The organism is Nonomuraea sp. NBC_00507 (assembly GCF_036013525.1).
In the GTDB taxonomy this organism is placed as follows: Bacteria; Actinomycetota; Actinomycetes; order Streptosporangiales; family Streptosporangiaceae; genus Nonomuraea.
On the sequence record NZ_CP107853.1, the window covers coordinates 7,539,396 to 7,557,876 of the forward strand.

Annotated in this window: 23 protein-coding genes and 1 pseudogene; 8 read left to right on the forward strand and 16 right to left on the reverse strand. The window is 67.5% G+C overall.

The features are described 5' to 3' along the window. Window positions 1–7: 7 nt before the first annotated feature. The 5 genes and pseudogenes from OHA25_RS36140 to OHA25_RS36160 all read right to left on the reverse strand — a co-directional run. Window positions 8–322 carry a helix-turn-helix domain-containing protein gene (locus tag OHA25_RS36140; protein WP_327581397.1) on the reverse strand — a complete coding sequence of 105 codons (315 nt, stop codon included), beginning with the start codon at window positions 320–322 and terminating at the stop codon, window positions 8–10. A gap of 55 nt (window positions 323–377) precedes the next feature. Continuing rightward, a complete protein-coding gene (locus tag OHA25_RS36145) occupies window positions 378–809 on the reverse strand; it encodes an Hsp20/alpha crystallin family protein (protein ID WP_327581398.1) in 432 nt (143 codons plus the stop codon). A gap of 338 nt (window positions 810–1,147) precedes the next feature. Beyond that, entirely contained in the window at window positions 1,148–1,288 is a 141-nt protein-coding gene (locus OHA25_RS36150) for a hypothetical protein (RefSeq protein ID WP_327581399.1), read from the reverse strand. Window positions 1,289–1,572: 284 nt separating this feature from the next. Then, window positions 1,573–1,791: an acyl-CoA dehydrogenase family protein gene (locus OHA25_RS36155; RefSeq protein ID WP_327591229.1), complete on the reverse strand. Its 219-nt coding sequence runs from the start codon at window positions 1,789–1,791 to the stop codon at window positions 1,573–1,575. 53 nt (window positions 1,792–1,844) lie between these two features. After that, window positions 1,845–2,009: pseudogene (locus OHA25_RS36160) on the reverse strand (acyl-CoA dehydrogenase family protein); the annotation flags it as partial. Between the two features lie 884 nt (window positions 2,010–2,893). Between OHA25_RS36160 and OHA25_RS36165 the strand changes: the two are divergent. Together OHA25_RS36165 and OHA25_RS36170 are read left to right on the forward strand one after the other, a co-directional pair. Further along, window positions 2,894–3,325: an Hsp20/alpha crystallin family protein gene (locus OHA25_RS36165; protein WP_327581400.1), complete on the forward strand. Its 432-nt coding sequence runs from the start codon at window positions 2,894–2,896 to the stop codon at window positions 3,323–3,325. 201 nt (window positions 3,326–3,526) lie between these two features. Continuing rightward, a complete protein-coding gene (locus OHA25_RS36170) occupies window positions 3,527–3,913 on the forward strand; it encodes a MerR family transcriptional regulator (protein WP_327581401.1) in 387 nt (128 codons plus the stop codon). 239 nt (window positions 3,914–4,152) lie between these two features. On the opposite strand, the gene grpE is transcribed toward OHA25_RS36170, so the two are convergent. From grpE to OHA25_RS36190, 4 genes are all read right to left on the reverse strand, one after another. Further along, window positions 4,153–4,770, reverse strand: coding sequence for a nucleotide exchange factor GrpE (gene grpE / locus OHA25_RS36175; RefSeq protein ID WP_327581402.1), 618 nt, complete (start codon window positions 4,768–4,770; stop codon window positions 4,153–4,155). Then, on the reverse strand, window positions 4,767–6,650 hold the full coding sequence (gene dnaK, locus OHA25_RS36180; protein ID WP_327581403.1) for a molecular chaperone DnaK: 1,884 nt from the start codon (window positions 6,648–6,650) through the stop codon (window positions 4,767–4,769). Before dnaK ends, grpE begins: the two co-directional genes overlap by 4 nt. Window positions 6,651–6,707: 57 nt before the next feature. Then, window positions 6,708–7,223: a J domain-containing protein gene (locus OHA25_RS36185; RefSeq protein WP_327581404.1), complete on the reverse strand. Its 516-nt coding sequence runs from the start codon at window positions 7,221–7,223 to the stop codon at window positions 6,708–6,710. 264 nt (window positions 7,224–7,487) lie between these two features. Continuing rightward, window positions 7,488–7,844 carry an SPW repeat protein gene (locus OHA25_RS36190; RefSeq protein WP_327581405.1) on the reverse strand — a complete coding sequence of 119 codons (357 nt, stop codon included), beginning with the start codon at window positions 7,842–7,844 and terminating at the stop codon, window positions 7,488–7,490. Window positions 7,845–8,207: 363 nt separating this feature from the next. Here OHA25_RS36190 and OHA25_RS36195 point away from each other — a divergent pair, with 363 nt between their 5' ends. From OHA25_RS36195 to OHA25_RS36205, 3 genes are all read left to right on the forward strand, one after another. Next, window positions 8,208–8,627: a cation:proton antiporter regulatory subunit gene (locus tag OHA25_RS36195; protein ID WP_327581406.1), complete on the forward strand. Its 420-nt coding sequence runs from the start codon at window positions 8,208–8,210 to the stop codon at window positions 8,625–8,627. A 75-nt stretch (window positions 8,628–8,702) separates the two neighbouring features. Next, complete coding sequence (locus OHA25_RS36200; protein WP_327581407.1) at window positions 8,703–9,263, forward strand: cation:proton antiporter domain-containing protein; 561 nt, start codon at window positions 8,703–8,705, stop codon at window positions 9,261–9,263. Further along, a complete protein-coding gene (locus tag OHA25_RS36205) occupies window positions 9,209–9,502 on the forward strand; it encodes a hypothetical protein (protein WP_327581408.1) in 294 nt (97 codons plus the stop codon). The genes OHA25_RS36200 and OHA25_RS36205 overlap by 55 nt, the downstream gene beginning before the upstream one ends. 268 nt (window positions 9,503–9,770) lie before the next feature. Here OHA25_RS36205 and OHA25_RS36210 read toward each other — a convergent pair whose 3' ends face one another. From OHA25_RS36210 to fbp, 4 genes are all read right to left on the reverse strand, one after another. Further along, complete coding sequence (locus OHA25_RS36210; RefSeq protein WP_327581409.1) at window positions 9,771–11,195, reverse strand: lipase maturation factor family protein; 1,425 nt, start codon at window positions 11,193–11,195, stop codon at window positions 9,771–9,773. A gap of 2 nt (window positions 11,196–11,197) precedes the next feature. Further along, window positions 11,198–12,658 (reverse strand): phytoene desaturase family protein, encoded by a 1,461-nt coding sequence (locus OHA25_RS36215; protein WP_327581410.1) that lies wholly within the window; start codon window positions 12,656–12,658, stop codon window positions 11,198–11,200. Then, the gene (locus OHA25_RS36220) at window positions 12,655–12,801 is read right to left on the reverse strand and encodes a hypothetical protein (protein WP_327581411.1); all 147 of its coding nucleotides are present in this window, start codon (window positions 12,799–12,801) and stop codon (window positions 12,655–12,657) included. Before OHA25_RS36220 ends, OHA25_RS36215 begins: the two co-directional genes overlap by 4 nt. A 156-nt stretch (window positions 12,802–12,957) precedes the next feature. Further along, window positions 12,958–14,109: a fructose-1,6-bisphosphate aldolase/phosphatase gene (gene fbp / locus OHA25_RS36225; RefSeq protein ID WP_327581412.1), complete on the reverse strand. Its 1,152-nt coding sequence runs from the start codon at window positions 14,107–14,109 to the stop codon at window positions 12,958–12,960. Window positions 14,110–14,558: 449 nt separating this feature from the next. Here fbp and OHA25_RS36230 point away from each other — a divergent pair, with 449 nt between their 5' ends. Together OHA25_RS36230 and OHA25_RS36235 are read left to right on the forward strand one after the other, a co-directional pair. Further along, entirely contained in the window at window positions 14,559–14,717 is a 159-nt protein-coding gene (locus OHA25_RS36230) for a hypothetical protein (RefSeq protein WP_327581413.1), read from the forward strand. A 555-nt stretch (window positions 14,718–15,272) separates the two neighbouring features. Then, window positions 15,273–15,695: a PASTA domain-containing protein gene (locus tag OHA25_RS36235; protein WP_327581414.1), complete on the forward strand. Its 423-nt coding sequence runs from the start codon at window positions 15,273–15,275 to the stop codon at window positions 15,693–15,695. A gap of 193 nt (window positions 15,696–15,888) precedes the next feature. Here OHA25_RS36235 and OHA25_RS36240 read toward each other — a convergent pair whose 3' ends face one another. The 3 genes from OHA25_RS36240 to OHA25_RS36250 form a co-directional block, all read right to left on the reverse strand. Continuing rightward, a complete protein-coding gene (locus OHA25_RS36240) occupies window positions 15,889–16,290 on the reverse strand; it encodes a hypothetical protein (RefSeq protein WP_327581415.1) in 402 nt (133 codons plus the stop codon). Beyond that, complete coding sequence (locus OHA25_RS36245) at window positions 16,290–16,883, reverse strand: LGFP repeat-containing protein (protein WP_327581416.1); 594 nt, start codon at window positions 16,881–16,883, stop codon at window positions 16,290–16,292. The genes OHA25_RS36240 and OHA25_RS36245 overlap by 1 nt, the downstream gene beginning before the upstream one ends. Before the next feature lie 321 nt (window positions 16,884–17,204). Then, on the reverse strand, window positions 17,205–17,555 hold the full coding sequence (locus OHA25_RS36250) for a hypothetical protein (RefSeq protein ID WP_327581417.1): 351 nt from the start codon (window positions 17,553–17,555) through the stop codon (window positions 17,205–17,207). Between the two features lie 75 nt (window positions 17,556–17,630). Here OHA25_RS36250 and OHA25_RS36255 point away from each other — a divergent pair, with 75 nt between their 5' ends. Beyond that, window positions 17,631–18,296, forward strand: coding sequence for a TetR/AcrR family transcriptional regulator (locus OHA25_RS36255; protein ID WP_327581418.1), 666 nt, complete (start codon window positions 17,631–17,633; stop codon window positions 18,294–18,296). Window positions 18,297–18,481: the final 185 nt, after the last annotated feature.

The window sequence follows — 18,481 nt, forward strand, 5'->3', positions numbered from 1 at the left end:
ATCGCCGTCACTCCAGCTCGCGGATCCGCTCCTGGGCTGCCTTCAGTTCCTGGCGCAGCTCCTCGAGCTCGCGCTCGAGCTCGAGGATGCGGCGGATGGCGATGAGTGTCATACCCTCGTCGGCCATCCGGGTGACGTGATGGACGATCATGATGTCGCGGCGGGAGTAGCGCCGCTGGCCGCCGCTGGAACGGCTCGGCCTGATGACGTCGTGCTGGTCGAGCCGCCGCAAATAGGCTTGCTGGACCTGCAGCATCTCCGCCACCTGCCCGAGCGAGTAGACAGGCGCGTGTTCGTCGTCGAAAGGCAGGTCGGGCATCATGAACTCCTCATCGTACGAGGGAGGGCGGAGTGCCCGCCCTCCCTCGTAGCGCAGGTCAGGCCCTGATGGCCTTGGTCTCGCCTCGCTGGATCTCCACCTTGCGCGGCTTGGCCCGCTCGAGTACCGGGATGCGGACGGTGAGCACACCGTTGGCGTAGCCGGCGTCGATCTTGTCGCTGTCCAGGTGCTCGGAGAGGTAGACGCGCCGGGTGAAGGAGCCCATGGGCCGCTCGCGTACGAACAGCCGCTCGTTCTCCTCGATCTCCTCCTCGCGGCGTGCGGTGACGCTGAGGACGCCGCGGTCGACCGTGACCTCGATGGAGTCCGGGTCGATGCCGGGAAGGTCGAAGCGCAGGACCACGTCGTCGTCGCGGCGCAGCCCGTCCATGGGCATGACGGCGCCTTCGGTGCCGAAGGTTTGGCGAGCCAGGCGGTCGAACTGGCGCTCGAATTCCTGGAAGAACGGGTCAATCGAGGTCAAGAGCATTTCGGGACCTCCTTGCTGCACTCTCGCTTACAACTAACCTCCAACTTCATTTATAGGCTAACTCCGATTCTGAATGCAAGGCAACCGATCCGGGGCCGAGCTGGCCAGCGGCGACGAAGATCATCAGTGTGATCATGGGCGAGCCGATGAAGAAGCTCGACCCCCGAGCCGTGGTACGGCGGGAGTAGCCGACGGTGGAGATGCGCAGCTTGACGCCCAGCTCCTGGCGGGCCAGAGCGGCGTAGGTGGCGACCTGGGCGACGGAGTGAGCACGCCGTGCAGGCGGCCGTGCGGGGTGAGCGTCTCGCCACTTTTGCGCCGAGGTTCCGCACGGCCGATCAGGACGGCTGGACAGGCGTGTCGTTCCAGGGCTCCCGCCACACGGGCTCGGCCTGCTCCCAGATGGGGCGCAGTGGACGCGTGTCGACCTCGCCGTCGGGCCTGCCCGGCGCCGCGTTCTCCAGCCGCGTGATCGCCACGATGCGTCCGTCGCGGCTGATCGCAGCGGCCGCTTGGACCCCTGGCAGGAACGATCCTGGCGGCGATCCCGGCACAGGCGTTGGGGACAGCATCGCCACCACTTGCGCACGTGACCCGGCGCCGGGAACAGGCTGTGATGGCTCAGGTGGGGTCTCGCGCGTAGCGGCGGTGTTCGGAGCGGGCGCGTACATGCCGCCACCTCCTCCTCACTGTCACCTCAGGCCTTTGGCGCTCCACGCACAGGTCGCCGCACCATACGGCTGTTTTCGATTGTAGAAAGCAGTTATCCAAAATCCAATTGGATCTCCAGGCGGTCTGTCATCACAACGAGGGGCAGGCGACATGCGGACGCACAGGCCTGACTTTTGAGGGTGTTGATCTCCCGAGTGCCCTCGTAGGAGTGGATCGCCTCGGCGTCGGCGACGAACCTGGCGATGTCGTAGTCCAGGATGATGCCGTTGCCGGCAAGCAGTTCGCGGGCCCAGCCGACGACCTGGCGCATCTGTGTGGTGAGTACGCCTTGGCCAGCGCGGAGTGCTCGTCGTGGAAGATGTCGGCGTCCTGCAGCTGGGCCAGGCGGACGACCATGCCGAGACGGGCGGGGGCGTTGCCGAGCATCTTGACCAGCAGATCCTGCACGAGCTGGAACTTGCCGATGGGCCGGACGAACTGCTTGCGCTCCTTGGCGTAGCGCAGCGCGATCTCGTACGCGGCGATCATGATGCCGACTGCCTGCCGGGCGACGCCGCTGCGGGTCCTGCGCAGGATCTTGGCGGGCAGGGTCTCAGCGTGCACGGGATGTCAGCACGAAGGGCGACAGCGCCAAGGCGAGGAGCGGCAGAACGGCTAGGAAAACCTTTGCGTACGATGGATCGCATTCTGTTCACCTTCTAACACTAAGAGTTACGATGAGGGGTATCTCCGCACTCTGGTGGCGAAAACCCGAATCACCCCCAAGCCGGCATCGCTTCAGCCAACGTTGCGTCGATAGAGCGTTGAACGAACCATGGGGGGACGATCATGGATGAGGTCGGCGACCCGCCCGCCCCGTTCGGCGTCGAGGGGTGGCTTGTGCAGGTCCTTCGGCTGGCGGGCACGCGATGTTCCGCCATGGTCAGCACGCCAATCCCTTCTGCGGGGCTGGTTCCCGGCACCGATCCAACGGGCTCTCCCGGCGGCGCATCTGTCTGAATCGGCCCGTTACCGCCGCCGGGAGAGCCGAGAGTCAATCCCGTAGGGATATCGACGCGACCTGGCGGCGCTACAAGCGGGTCGCGGATCGTCCACCGGTGCCCCCTGGCATGAGGCGTACAGGCAGGTCAGCAGGCTATCGGGCGGGCATGAAGGCCGCGCCCAGTACCGCCACCATGATTGGCGAGTCATGCGGCCACCACTGGCGGCCGGAAAGCGGGCTGGCCATGAGATCACCTCCCGCACGTGGCTTAAGGCGTCCCGTGTCTTTTTCGAGCCAACCGCTGATCCTCGCAGATCAACGCTCCCTACATCCTCAAACCAACAACTGGGATTTGAGGTTTCCTCCATCTGGAGATATATGTAGAGGGAGGAGGACCGTTATCACGACATGACCCGCAGGGGTGGTGACGATGCAGACGACCCTGGACACGCTGTTTGAGGACTTCGAGCGGCAGTTCGACCGGCTGCGTGGCATCACCAGTCTGGCCGGAACCGCCAGGATGCTCATGGACGGCGTCCGCCGCTCCGACGAGGTGCTGCTGTGCTTCGACCTGCCCGGCGTCGACCCCGACACCATCGAGGTCACTGTCGACCGCGGGGTGCTGACGGTCTCGGCCCACCGCGAGGAGACCTACGGACAGGACGAGCGGCTCTTCGTCCAGGAACGGCCGATGGGCACCTTCACCCGCCACGTCTACCTGAGCGAGCACCTGGACGCCGACCACATCGAAGCCGCCTGCCACAACGGCGTGCTGACGGTGCGGATCCCGGTGCTGGAGACCGCCAGGCCCCGCAGGATCGAAATCGCCACGGGCGGCGACGCCAAGGCGATCAACACTTGATCGCCGCGTGAGCGCAACATCAGCGCGGCGCTCTGACGCGCCGGAGGGAGGGACGGCCCCCGGGCGGCGGACGCTGCCAGGCGTGACCGCGAGCTAGCCTCCTGTCTCCCCACCGCGAACGGACACGCCCGAGGCGGCTCCTGACGCACCCTCGCATTGCCCGGGGGCCGCCCGCCCGGCGCGAATGAGGAGGTGGTGTGCATGGCCGCGGCGGACTATCCAGCTAGGCGATCATCCGGCGATACCGATCGCCGAGCCCGGCTGTCACTCGATGACGAGCACGCACCCCTGTATTCCATCGGGCAGGTCACCACGATGCTCGAGGTTCAGCACGCATTCTTGCGCCGGTTGGAGGAATATCAGCTGGTACGGCCGCAGCGCTCGGCAGGCGGTCAGCGTCGCTACTCCCGACGCGACATCGAGCACCTGCAGCAGGTGGTGGGCTTGATCGAGGAGGGCATGAGCCTGGTCGCCGTCCGCCGTATCCTGTACCTCCAACGCCAGCTGACCAGCGCGCGCCGGCAACGGGACCACCTCCGGCGCGACGCCCCCCGCGAGAAACACGACACACACGAACACGGCTGGTAGCAAGGCGATGCAGATCATGGGGGAGCACGGCCGGCGTGGCACGCAGGCCCCCGGACAACCGTTGTGATCGGCGCATCAGGAGACGAAGCCGGCACCGATCGCTGGTCCATGACGCTGGCCGAACGACGCCAACTGGGCCGTAACAGCCCGAAGCCGGGCAGGACGGTTCCCATCATCAGCGCCGACGCGTTCCCGAGTCCTCCCAGTGCAAGCTCACCACAATCCGTCCCAGCATCTCGTCAGCCTCTAGCCGGCAGGGGCGGCCCGGTGACCGTGACCCGGGCTGGGCGCAGCAGGCGATCGCCGACCCGATAGCCGCGGAGCAGGATTTCGCTGCAGGTCGCGCGGCCGGTCTGAGCTGAGGGCACGTAGCTCACCGCCTCGTGGCGCGTGGGGTCGAAGGCCTCGCCCGGCACGCCGAAGGCTTCCAGGCCGAGCGCCGCGAGTTCCGCTTCCAGTGTCTCGGCGACCAGCTGGAAGCCGCCGTAGACGTCGCCGAGCTCGCGGGCCCGGGTGATGGCGTCGAGAACGGGCAGCAGGCTGTGCAGCGTATGCGCCACCCCGATGTCGAACATGGCCGACTGGTCGCGTTGGACTCGCTTGCGGTAGTTGTCGTACTCCGCTTTGAGCCGCCGCAGGTCGGCGGTGCGTTCGGCGAGGTCGGCCTGCGATCGCGCCGTCCGTGACCGTGGCCGTCCCGCGGCCCGGCCAGTCGCGGCCCGTGGCGGCGACGTCAGCGCGTCGCGAGCCGGCGATGGCGTGCCAGCGGGGTCGGTTCTGTCGCCTGCGGTCTGGGCGGGCAGCGGAAGGCCGGCGGGCGGCCTCCCTTCCCGCACGGGATCGGCCTGGCGGCTCATCCGTGGCCCTCCTGGCGTTTGTCCTCATCGACGATCTCCGCGTCCACGACCTCCTCTTCGCCGGCCCGCTGCTGGTCACCGGGGCCTGCGTCGGCGCCCGTGCCCGTGCTCCCGCCAGGGGTGGTGCCCTGCGTCTGCGCGTAGATCGCCTGACCGATCTTCTGGGCGGAGGCCGACGCCTTGTCCGCGGCCTGCCTGATGGCGTTGACATCGTCGCCCTTCAGCTTGTCCTTCAGGTCGGCAAGAGCGGCCTCCACCTCAGACTTGACGTCTGCGGGCACCTTGTCTGGATTGTCGCGCAGCAGCCGTTCGGTGGAGTAGACGAGCGCCTCGGCGTTGTTGCGGATCTCGGCCGCCTCGCGCCTGCGACGGTCCTCCTCGGCGTGCTGCTCCGCCTCGCGCACCATCCGGTCGATGTCATCCTTCGGCAGCGCCGAACCACCGGTGATCACGATCGACTGCTCCCGGCCCGTGCCGAGATCCTTCGCCGAGACGTTCATGATGCCGTTGGCGTCGATGTCGAAGGCGACCTCGATCTGCGGGACCCCGCGCGGCGCGGGCGGCAGACCGGTCAGCTCGAACATGCCCAGCCTCTTGTTGTACGCGGCGATCTCACGTTCACCCTGGTAGACCTGGATGGCCACGGATGGCTGGTTGTCGTCGGCCGTCGTGAACACCTCCGATCGCTTGGTCGGAATGGTGGTGTTGCGCTCGATGAGCCGGGTCATGATGCCGCCCTTGGTCTCGATGCCCAGCGACAGCGGGGTGACGTCCAGCAGCAGGACGTCCTTGACCTCGCCCTTGAGCACCCCGGCCTGCAGCGCGGCGCCCACGGCGACCACTTCATCCGGGTTGACGCCCTTGTGCGGCTCCTTGCCGCCGGTCAGCTCCCGTACCAGGTCGACCACGGCCGGCATGCGGGTCGCGCCGCCAACGAGGATCACGTGGTCGATGTCGGACACCTGAAGCTTGGCATCCCTCACCGCCTGGTGGAACGGGCTCTTGCAGCGGTCCAACAGGTCGTGGGTGAGCTGCTGGAACTGCACGCGGGTCAGCTTCTCGTCCATGTGCAGCGGGCCCTGGTCGGAGGCGGTGATGTAGGGCAGGCTGATCGAGGTCTCACTGGTCGACGACAGCTCGATCTTGGCCCGCTCGGAGGCTTCCCGCAGCCGCTGCACCGCCATCTTGTCCTTGGACAGGTCCACCCCGTGGGCGTTCTTGAACTGGGTGACCAGATGATCGACGATCCGCTGGTCCCAGTCGTCGCCGCCCAGGTGGGTATCGCCGGCGGTGGCGTTGACCTCGACCACGCCCTCGCCGATGGACAGCAGCGACACGTCGAACGTGCCGCCGCCCAGGTCGAAGACCAGGATGGTCTGGTCGTTCTCCTTGTCCAGGCCGTAGGCCAGCGCGGCGGCGGTCGGCTCGTTGATGATCCGCAGCACCTTCAGGCCGGCGATCTCGCCCGCTTCCTTGGTGGCGGTGCGCTGTGCGTCGTCGAAGTACGCCGGCACGGTGACGACGGCCTCCGTGACGCTCTCGCCGAGGTAGGCCTCGGCGTCACGCTTCAGCTTCTGCAGCACCCGGGCGGAGATCTCCTGCGCGGTGTAGCGCTTGCCGTCGATGCTCCCCGTTTCGGGGAAGCGCCACGAGGCGTCGCCCATGTGGCGTTTCACCGAGCGTGCGGTGCGCTCAACGTTGGTCACCGCCTGGCGTTTGGCGATCTCGCCGACCAGCACCTCACCGCTCTTGGCGAATGCCACCACCGAAGGCGTCGTCCGCGATCCCTCGGTGTTGGTGATGACGGTGGGCTCGCCGGCTTCCAGAACGCAGACGACCGAGTTCGTGGTGCCGAGGTCGATACCGACGGGTCGGGTCATCGACAGCCTCCTTCCTCACGCCCTCCTCGTCATGGCACGCGCACCGTCCTCGGGGTTTCACAGCCACCACAGGCGGGCGGCGGGCCAGCCGAGGAAAGGCGTGTCACGCGAATCCCTGCGGGCCGGGTGAAGCCGGGGCGGGCCCACCCGCAGCAGCACATGTTCCAACGGCGCGACGACAGAAGAAAGGTCGGTGATCATGTCAGCCACGTCCGCCACGTGGCCGGAAGCACGCCGGCGGACGGCTCTCGCGGACACCTCGATGCCGGGATCCGGCGTATGCGTGACCCTGACGGCAACGGGCCGCCCGCCGAGCGGAGCGTCGTGTCCGCTCTTGGCGTCATAGGCGGCGCGCCGGGCAGGGTCGCGCAGCACGGCATAGGCGTCGATCACCTCGGCGAACCGTTCCCGTGCCGCGGGCTCGGCGGGGTGGGTATCCGGATGCAGCAGGCGCATCAGTCGGCGGTAGGCTGACGTGATCTGCGCCGCGGACGCCGTTCTTTCCACCCCAAGCGCCGCGTAGTGGTCCCGCCAAGGCTGCTTGCCGTCGTGCCAGACGGGCACCGTGCTCACCTCCTGCGCACAGACGATCGCCGGCTGGATGCGCTGCGACCTGCAGGTATGAAACGGAAACTCGCTATGGATGCTACCGCATCACCTGCAAGAACGCCCGATTTGTACAGGTGGGACGCGGCTAGGGCGCAGCACAGGATGCTGCACTGTGAGGGACCCTCTTGATCCGCGCATTCCCATGTGGAGGGAGGGTCCGGTGTCCGGTCGAACGCCGATTCTGGGCGGGCGGCGGGAGCTGGCCCGACGCCCGCCCGGCGATTGCTTTCAGGCGTGCGCGGATCTCCGGCCTCGAGCCTGGGGAACGGCGACCCAGAGCCCTGCCGCGATGGCCAGGACACCGGCCATCCACGCGGTCCAGGCCGCGCCCGCCTGATCGGCGAAGCCGAACGCCCAGGGAGCGATGAAGAGCAGGACACCGAGTACGACGTGCGTCCATTCGCTCATGACGGCGCTCGGAACCGCGAGCGACCACAGTGCGCCGACGGCCAGCAGGGCACCCAGAACCACCAGCGCCCACGTGCCGCCTGCGGTGTCGGGCGTGTACCAGAGCGGGGTCAGCGCTGTCACGACGCCCACGACGAATGCCAGCCAGTCCTGCCAGCGGACCCATTTCTTGTCCATGAGGCCTCCTTCTCGGCTGCTCGCCCGTCTTGTCTCCTTTGTTCCCGTGGCGACAGCCCGGCTAGTAACTGATTGGCACTCCACGCAGAGAGTGCTCATCACCATTTAACAACTTGACCAGTCTTCGGCAAATCCTGCCCGCTTGTGAGCCTTCAACGATCCCCGCCTGCCTTTACCTTCGACCCGCTCTACGGCAAGAGGGGCGGTCCTCACCCGGCTCGGCCGCGCCCTCGGAGGGGAACGATGGTGCCGCCGGTGATGGCGCAGGGGTGAGGCGTGCGCGTGGGGGCGAGCGGGCCGCGCGATCGGAATGCGGCGTTGCCGTGGGTACGGCACAGGTGGGAATGCCGGTAGATAGGGCTGATGGTGGAGATCGAGCAGACCGCGTTGCCCGGCATCGGGCTGCGGCATGAGTCCACCACGCGATCGGGGCGGCGCATCGGGATCGTCTCGCACCGGACCGGCAGCCGCGATCTGGTGATCTACGATCGCGACGATCCTGATCGCGCCGGTGGGACCGTCATACTCGACGATGAGGAGGCCGACGCCCTGGCCGAGCTGCTCGGTGCGCCGCTGGTGGTGCAGCGGCTGAATGATCTGCACCGCGAGGTCGAAGGACTGGTCAGCGAGAAGCTGCCGATCGCGGATGACTCGCCGTACGCCGGTCGGCCGATGGACGATGCGCGGGTGCGCACCCGTACCGGCGCCTCGATCGTGGCCGTCGTCCGCGGCGGGCAGGTGTACGCCAGCCCCGCACCGGACTTCGTTCCTGGCCGCCGGTGACCCTAGTGGTCGTGGTGGGCAGCGCGGAGGGTGTCAACGCCGTCGCCGACATCCTGGCCCGAGGGTAGGCCGCAGGTGCACCACACGGCTCTGCTGTTCCTGGAATTCGGTGCGATCATCCTCGCTCTGGGTCTGCTCGCCGCGCTGGCGTTGCGGGTGGGCATCTCGCCGATCCCGCTGGGCTGGGGTCCGGTCGCGGCGGTGGCGATGGCCGGCCTCACCTACGCCACCTCCTCCGGCATCACCGCCAAGGTCCTCTCGGACCTTGGCTGGATTGGCAACCGGGAGACGCCGGTGGCGCTGTCGCTGCTGGTGTTCGAGGACCTGACGATGGCGGTCTATCTGCCGCTGACGGTCCTGCTGGCCGGGCTGAGCCTCGTCGCAGGCATGGTGGCGGTGGCTGTCGCGTTGGCGAGCGTCAGTGTGGTGCTGTTGGTGGCGCTGCGCTATGGCCACGTCATCGAGGCGTTCGTACGCAGCCCCAATCCCGAGGTTCTGCTTTTGAAAGTGGTCGGACTGGCGTTGTTGGTGGCCGGGGTGGCCCAGCACGTGCAGGTGTCGGCGGCGGTAAGATCGGTGCGGTGGCCGGGCTGGCGGTGCTGCTTGCGCTGGTCAGCACGCTCACCAAGCTGGTGACCGGCTATTACGCCGCGCGCCGGGCCGGAATCGCCCCAGCAGGAAGGGCTCGGGCCGGCATCGCGCTCATCCCGCGCGGTGAGTTCAACATCGTGATCGCGGGGCTCGCGGTGGCCGCTGGCACCCATCCCGACCTCGGGCCTCTGGCGGCCACCTATGTGCTGATCCTGGCCGCGTTCGGGCCGCTGGCCGCCCGCCTGATACAACCGCTGGTCACCGCGATCGCCGAACGCGCCTGAACACCATTGCGATCAACACTTGTGGTCAACATTTGTCACCGGCCTCCTCGTGAGGCTGGTCTTCGCTCCCGCAGCCGGCAGGAGGCCGGAACACCAGCTTCAGTGCCCGGCCCGACATTATGTGGCGCCGCCACTGCCTCGCCAGTTGAACGCGCCGTAGAAGCAGCGGCCGCCCCTTGGCCATCGCCATCATGATCCCCTGGCCCTTGAGCTCTGACCTGCGACCGCGTCCGCTGATGTCTGCGCAGGAGTCCAGCGTGCGGGTTTGTCATGAGGGCTTCAGGCTGACGGGCGGCAGGTATTCCTCGATCAGGTTCCGTTTCCACCACGCGCCTGTCGCTCGCCGCTCCCGCCAGGTGGTGAAACGATAGCGGTAGAGGCGGGCCCGGACGAAGGTGGGCGGGCTGTCGGGAAAGGGGTTCCCGGCGAGCAAACGCAGCGTGGCCGGGTCGTTTTGGAGCAGCTTGACCACGAGCGGCAGAAGCCACGGTTGGGCGTAGAGCGGTGACAGGGCGGCGAACCACATGAGCCAGTCGAGCCGAAGGTGGTATGGGGCGACCTGGGGTGGACAGCGAGCGGGATCGCCGGGTTTGCCCTTGAAGGGATACTCCTTCCACTGTGCGTCGGATGTGATGTCAGGCTCGTCGGTGCCCTCGATCACGATCTCATCGCGGGTCTTGTTGATGGTGCCGAAGGCGCCGTAGGTGCCGACCAGGTGAAAGGCGTTGAAGCTGGCGTTCATCAGCTGGTGGCGGGACAGCAGGTTGCGCACCGGCCAATAGCTGAGCACCACGACCAGCGTCGTGACCGCCACCACCAGCGCGTCGTGCCACAGAGGCGCGACCAGGACAGGACGCGCCGGGGCGGGTGACGCGAACAGCACCGACCAGTCCACCACGGATGCCGCCAGCACGACGGTCAGCCAGTTCAGCCAGGAGAAGTTCCCCGAGATGATCAACCAGAGCTGTGTGGCGATCATGAAGGCCGCGGCCACGCTCGCATAAGGCTGAGGCGCGAACAACCCGAACGGGGCGACAAGCTGGGCGACGTGGTTGCCGGCGACTTCAATGCGATGCAGCGGCCTGGGCAGGTGGTGGAAGTACCAGCTCAACGGGCCGGGCATCGGCTGGGTTTCGTGGTGGTAGTACAGGCAGGTCAGGTCGCGCCAGCATGGGTCTCCCCGCACCTTGATCAGACCGGCGCCGAATTCCAGCCGGAACAGCAGCCAGCGCAGCAGCACCAGCACCAGAACGGGAGGGGCGGTGTGCGCGTTGCCGAGGAAGATCGCGTAAAAACCCGCTTCGCACAGCAATGACTCCCAGCCGAAGGAGTACCACACCTGTCCCACGTTGACGATCGACAGGTACAAAGCCCACAGCACCGTCCACCACACCATCGAGGCCCACAGCGGCACCAGATCGGCGAGCCCGGCCAGGACCGCGGCCGACAGCGCCACCCCGCTCCAGGCCACGGCGGCGAAGAACCGGTCGCTGTAATACAGGTGGAAGATGCTCGGCGCGGCCCGGAAGGGCACCTGGCGCAGGTGCGCCGGCACCGGTGTCAGGCCGTTCTCACCGATGAGGGCGCGGAACTGGTTGGCCGCGGACAGGAAGGCGATCAGATAGATGGCGGCCAGCCCGCGCTGGAAGATCAGCCGGCCGAGCAAGTAGTCGGGTGCTCCGAACCATTCCACACCTACTCTCCCTTCACCGTCCTTTCCGCCGGTGTCATCCCGAACATGCGGCGCGCCGCCAGCTGTGCCGCGTGGTATCCGCACATGCCGTGCACCCCCGGCCCGGGAGGGGTGGCCGAGGAGCACAGGTAGATGTCCGGGTTCGGGGTGGCGTAGGGAACCCGGGCCGCCGTCGGCCGAAACAGCAGGCGCAGGCGGTCGCAGGCGCCACCGGCGATGTCGCCTCCGGCGTTGTTGGGGTTACGCGCCTGGATCTGCGCGGGGCCGGCGATGCTGCGGACGAGGATGAGATCGCGGAAGCCGGGGGCGAATCGCTCGATCTGCCGCTCGATCGCCGCGGTCAGGTCGCCGCGCCACCCGTGGGGGACGTGGCCGTAGACCCACAGCACCTGTCCGCCATCGGGCGCGCGGGAGGAGTCGAACAGGCTGGGTTGGGCGACGATGAGGAAGGGGGTAGCAGGCGCCTCGCCTCGGTAGGCGGCGCGCAGAGCCGTGTCGATCTCGGCGAAGGAAGGGCCGAGATGGACGGTGCCGGCCAGGGTGCAGGCTGGTGCGGTCCACGGGACCGGCGCCGACAAGGCGTAATCGACCTTGAAGACGCCGGGGCCGTGGCGGTAGCGGCGCAGGCGCTGGACGTACCGGTGCGGGAGCCTTCCCTCCGCCAGATCCGCCAGCCGCTCCGGCATCACATCCAGCAGGTACACCCGCGCGGGCGGCAGGTCATCCAGGCTGGAGACCGGGTGCCCGGTGTGGATCTGCCCGCCGAGATGCCGCAGGTAGGCGGCAAGCGCCTCCGACAGAGCCTGAGAGCCGCCGCGAGGGAACGGCCAGCCCACCTCGTGGGCGGCCAGGGCGAACAGGACGGCGATCCCGCCGGTGACAGGCGAGCCCAGCGGCGCGACGCCATGCGCCGCGAGCCCGGCCAGCAGGCCGCGGGCGCGCTCCCCGCGAAACAGGCGGGCCAGCAGCGCGGCCGGGGCCACGGCCCGCGCGCCGAACCGGGCCAGCAGCGCGGGATGGCGGGGCCGGATGGCGAGCGGAGCACGCAGCACGTCGGGGGCCAGGCCGTCCCATCGCCCGAGGAAAGGCGCGATCAGGCGGCGATAGCGCCGGCCGTCCCCGTGCAGCGAGGCCGCGGTCTCCTCAGCAGAGCGGGCGAGCACCACGGCCGACCCGCCGGGGAACGGATGGGCCAGCGGGAGGGGCGGCTGCACCCAATCAAGTCCGTATTGTCCCAACGGCATCGCCCTGAACGCCGGCGAGCCCGCGCCGAGCGGGTGCACGGCCGAACACACATCGTGCCGGAAACCGGGCAGCGTCAACTCCTGCGTGCTTGCTCCACCGCCCACCGTCGCGGCACCCTCATACACTCGTACCTCCACACCGGCCCGCGCGAGCGTGACCGCTGCCGTCAGCCCGTTCGGCCCGGCGCCGACCACCACCGCATCGACTTCGTCGATCACATGTACTGCCCCTCTCCTGCTTGATCCCTGTTCGATTCGCCGCCTGCCGTGGCGCTGCTCACAACGGGCCCCGGGAACAGCCGCCGCTGGAAGCGGCCGAAACCGACGTGGTCGATCACCTCCTGGATCGGCACGATCGTCACGCTGCGGCGGGCCTCCCCTCGTATCGCTCGTCAGCCATGCGCTTCCCCGGCAGTCATTCCGTTATCGACGGTCAGTGGGCTGATGCGGCGGCCGGCATGCTGGAATCGGGCTTTCCGCCCCCCGAAGCCGTCGTATTCCGTAGTGCCGGGTTCATGTCAGCCGATCCATGCAGCGGTGGTGCCGGGTTCGGCGTCCTGGGTGGTCATGACCTCGGTGGTCATGGAGGTCCAGCGGTCGGCGTGCCGCTTGGTGAGCTCAGCCATGGTGGTGTACTCCAGCTCCTCCAGCGGCAGCCGGTGCGGCTCGAACGGGCCGTGCCGGCGCAGGTAGTCCATGATCTCGCCGGCCTGGGCGCGCGCCTGGTCGAAGGCCGGATCGACGAATATGTCGCGCGGCCCGATCAGTTTCCCGTCGTGGATCTGGAAGCCCAGTGCCACCACGCGCGGCGGTCCGTCGAAGCGGGACGGGGTCGCGTGGTCGGTCGAGACCGGCAGGAACGGCGCGTGGTGCGAGCCGCGCATGCAGCCGGCCACGGTGTACGGGAAGGCGAACGGCTCGAGGGCCTCCCCGACGGCGGGCAGACCGGACTGGCAACGGACGATCATGACGGGGTCGTCCTTGCCGACGTACTTGCCGGCGATGAGGGACAGCCTCTGCGTGCTGGTCGCGGCCGCGGTCTCGTCCAGGGTCTTGGAGCGGACGCTGTGGATGACGTAGCGGGAGGGGGCGCCGATGTACATGAGCATGTCGTACAGCTCGGCCGGGCAGTCGAAGGTGATGTGCTTCTCCTGGTGCAGGTCGTAGACCTCGAAGGCGAAGCCGGCGTGCATCTTGGTGTCGATGACCAGACCGGCCGTGTTGAACGGGTCAGCGAAGATCTTGTACAGCGGCAGGTTCCATGCGCCCGGCTCGGTCTTGTCGGCCAGGAAGCAGAGGACGGGTTCGGATGGCCGTTCCTGGAACTCCAGTTCGGCGTAGCCGGGGCCCATGCCCCGCAGGTTGCCGGAGAAGGCGTCCGACAGCAGGTCCTGGCCCGCGCCGTACAGGCCGAGTTCCTTGGCGATGTACGTGGTGGCCTGGAAGGTGTCCCAGGCGAACGAATGGATGAGCGCCGAATCGGGGCCGTAGGTGTGGGTCATGATGAGCGAGACGTCGTCGCCGCAGCTGGCGACGTGCCCGTCGATGAGCAGCCCGGATTCGACGGCCCGGCCGACCTCGCGGCGGGCCTCGGCCATCATGTCCGGGTGGACGGCTCCGTGGCCGACGAATCCCCCGGTGTCGGCCTTGATGATGCTCAAGGTCGTCATGGCGATCCCTCCTTCACCTCACGCTTTCGATTTGTGCCGGCTGTCCGGATCCGGGCGGATGCGATAGATCCTGAAGGCCCCGAACACCGGGCCTGCGCGGCGTGGTAGCGCATAGCACATGAACCCCAGGCCCCGGTGTGGCGAAGAAGCACACGTGGATGCAAGGGCACCACCGCCGTCGTTGACACGCCGTAACCTGCTCCCCAGCTCGGGGCAGACAGTACAGATCTCGGCAGCCCCTCTGGCGTATGTGGCAAACCATGGCAGCGACCGCCAGTGCGCCTCTCCTTGTCTAGATCCGTGGGCCGTGACGCACCAGAACGGCCCGTACCCGCATCAACAGGACTTTTGGCAATGAAACGCTAAAAATTGAGGCAATAGCACGGACCGCAGATCGGCAAAATATTATGTTTTGCATTAGAGGCAGAGAATTACTTGTGGAGGCTGTCGTGAGCAGGCTGGTCATTTGGGCTGCATCGCTCCACGACCGGCCGACGCGCGCTCAGGTAGATGAAATGCTTGCTGCACTGCGGCTCATGCGTCGTGATCAGGAAGTCAGAAACCTGATCGATGAGTTGCTGGACTACCGGTTGCAACTGCCGGACTGATCGTAGGTCATGACCGATGGCGCGGTCCGATTGGCGGCCGCGGACTCGTCGGCATCAGCCCTCGATCCCAGGGGACGGGTCAGAGGCAAGATGCGCTAACCGGCGATCGTCGATGAGCGTGAATGGCCGGGCGGGGTGTGCGTGACGACGCTTGAGCCCGCGCCAGGGACGGCCTCCTCTCCGAGGGCCGCCCCCGGTGTCCCTTTCCTCGGGCCAGGTGCCGAGGAACCCGGCAAGTGCTCTGGGGTTCTGCCCCGCCGCACCTTTTAGCTGATTTGTCCCCGAATCTCCGAAGATCGACACCTGCTCGTGGGGAAGCGCCGGCGACTGGACCTCTTGCAAGTAGGCACAACGCGAAGAAGCTTCGCCCTTCAGGAGGATGGCCTGCCCGTGCAAGGCAGCGGCTTCTCAGAAAGACGTAGGCCCGGAGTATGCCTGCTCGCCCACGCGGCAGGGCGCTGAGGTGCCAACAGAACGTCACCGGACGCCAACCCTACGCGACCATCCGGCGTCTCACACAGTAGGCCACATCACTCCAGACCCGAGGACTCCACGATGCGCTCCCCCGATTCGACCCTGGCCATCTCCGCCGTCGTCGCCGCCGCGTGCCTCACCGCTTGCAGCAGCGGGACTTCGCCGACCGCGCCCATCGAGACAGTCACCGCGACCGTTCAAGCCACGCCAACAGCCAGCAGCAGTCCTGAGGAGACCGACCAGCCCGCGCAAGAAGAGTCCCCGAGCGAGGCCGCGGCAGAGAAGAAGGAACTGCCGGACGTGGTCGGCATGAACCTCCAAGAAGGCCAGGACACGCTGCAGGCGGCAGGCTTCTACGTGCTGAACGACAAGGACGCCACCGGGCAGAACCGGCTGCAGGTGCTCGACCGCAACTGGGTCGTCACCAAGCAGTCGCCAGCGGCGGGGCGGAAGGTGAGCACGGACACGCTGATCACCCTGTACGCCAAGAAGATCGGCGAATAGAACAGACCCCGCTCGCCTGGCTGGAACAAGGAGCCATTGACCTCAAGAAGATCGACACCTGCAGCTGGGAAGCGCCGGCGACTGAGGTCTAAGAGCTGTTTCTTGGATCAGGTACGAAGCTAGGTGGCCAAAGCTACGACCGCGACCGTTCCCAGGAAGATATAGGCGCGCCTCCACCAGCTCGTAGAGCGGTTCAGGGCTGTGCCAGGCACGTCGCGCCGGCGATTCCCACGGAGAGTTCCTTGCCGGATCTGCCCTGCACGCTGATGGAGTTGGTGTCGCCGGAGTAGGCCACCTCGGCTGCTGCGTCGCAGATCTTCTTGGCGGTGTTTGACTCCTCGTCGCCGAGGGTGGTCTCGATCGAGACCAGCGTGCACTGGCCCTGCATGGTGACCGAGCGGATGTCGGGCTGCTGCGCGTGCTGCTTGACCTTGTCGGCGGTGTCGCCGCAGGAGTCCTGGGCGGGTGCCGCCGTTGCGCTCTGGCCGTCCCCGGGTGGTGGGCTCGGCGAGGACGGGCCGGCTCCGGCCTGGCCGCAGCCAGAGGAGATGAGCAGAGCGATGGCCAGCAGGACGGTCCTGGAGATCCTTGCCATCAGGCGGTCACCGAGAGGGTCCAGCCCTGCTTGCAGCTGGAGCTGAAGGTTCCGTCGTCGCAGCCTTCGACGATGAAGCGGTAGCCGCTGGTGGTCATCACGCGGACCCGCATCCGGCCGCTGGTGCCTCCGCCGATGTCTCGCTGGGTTCCGGCTCTGTCCGCGGCGCTGGTCCAGCGGACGAGGAAGCGGTCGTAGGAGCGGGGGGCGGTCGTGCGCCAGTCGACGTAGGCGTATCCGCCGATCGACCAGGCCGACACCACCATCTTGGGCCCTTGCCGGGGTGACCAGACCATCTGCCCGCGCAGGAAGTTCTGCCGGCGTCCGGCCCAGACGCCGTCCAGGTAGACGTCCACCTCGGAGGTGTGCGGGCAGCCCAGCGCGCTGTTCTCGCCGCCGAGTTCGCTCCACCGCGCGCCGATCAGGCCATGGGGCTGGATGCGGCAGGCGCTGGTGATGGCCGCCGTGGTGGTGTCGGCATGGGCGGGGACACCGGCGCCCAGCGTCGCGGCCAGCGCGAGCGGGGTGCTGACCGATAGTGCGCGGCATAAGGCCATTGCTGTGGAGGTACGGCTGCTGCCAACACTTGCCATGATGCGATCGTCTCGATTCTGGTGGTGTGGTGAGGTCTCTTCAGGGCGCGCCGAGCGCGCGGCACCCCCGTGATCGAGCGCAGGAACGCACTGTCAGGGGCTCCGCGGTGAAGGGCTCAGTGCTGCCGGCATCCCGGCGAGGGCCCGGGGAGGGGCGGATGGGAGTGGGATCGGCTGGCCGGCTGGCTTGCGTCTGCCGTTGCTTGATCTGCCGATCGATGTCAGGGCGACGATGTCAACGATGGGCGGGGCACGTGATGAGCCGGTGGGGACGCTGTCGAGTCCACGCGAGAGGCCGCGATCCGCGTGACCTGGTTCTGATCAGGTGGTACTGGGCCCCAGTAGGCTGGCAGGCGTTGGCGAGCCGCTGCCGAGTGGTTCCTTCAGCTCAACGAAGATCGTGTGTGTGTCGGTGTCGCCGATGTTCTCGCCGGAATGCTCCTGAGCGCCGACCCATCGCACCTGCCCGGCTTGGAGTTCGACATCTACCTGCCGGGCGCCGGCCGCGACCCTTCTCTTGAAGGAACTCAGCGTGTACATGACGCTGTCGGGATGCCGATGGGGTGTGGTCTTGTCGCCCGGCTTGTCCTTGTACTCCAGGACACGGATGCGCTCGTTCTCGAAGATCAGTTTATAGAGGTCGGGATTGGTTGTGGTGGGATCGTGGTCCATGAGCGCATCACCCGGTCTGCTTCGTCAGAGCACTGACGCCGATATGGGACTCAAGTCCCATGGGACGAAGATACCATGATGGGCATGTCAGTACCATATGAGTTGGGTGGCCGTCATCAGCAGAAGGCTCGCACGCGTCAAGCGCTCATCTCGGCCACGCGCGAGCTGCTGAAGCAAGGCGCCATCCCCACCGTGGAGCAGGCCGCAGCCGCAGCAGGGATCTCCCGGACGACGGCATACCGGTACTTCCCCAATCAGCGCACGCTGCTGCTTGCCGCACATCCCGAGACCCAGCAGCAGTCACTGCTGCCCGAGCATGCGCCCAGCGATCCGCAGGCCCGGCTCGACCTGGTCATGGAGGCTTTCACCCGGATAACTGTCGAGTGGGAACCACAACTGCGCACGTCGCTGCGCCTGTCGCTGGAACCCGTCCCCGACACCGACCGGCCGGTTCTCCGCGGAGGGCGAGCCATCGGCTGGATCGAGGACGCCTTGGCGCCGCTACGCGAGACCAACCCCGAGATCGACGTGCATCGGCTCGCCATGGCGATCCGATCCGCCAGCGGCATCGAAGCGCTGATATGGCTCACCGACATCGCCGGCCTCTCCCGTGAGGAGGCGGTGGAAACCATGCGCTGGTCGGCCCGCGCCCTACTGCGAGCGGCGCTCGCCGGCGCGGCACCCGCACAGTCGCTGCCATGCTCATCCGGCTCCGATGCTGATCCAAGAAACAGCTCATAGGGGTGGCGTGGCGACCCTCGGCCTTCGGGTTAATCGGCATCGACGGGGCGCTCTGCTGTTGACGGTCTATGCCCATCTCATGGCGACGTCTGCAGCGGATGCGGCGGGCCGTCGATGCGGCGCTGCGACGGCCCGCCATCTCGCCGGACGGCCCACAGGCGGCCCAGGAGATCATTTCGGGTTTG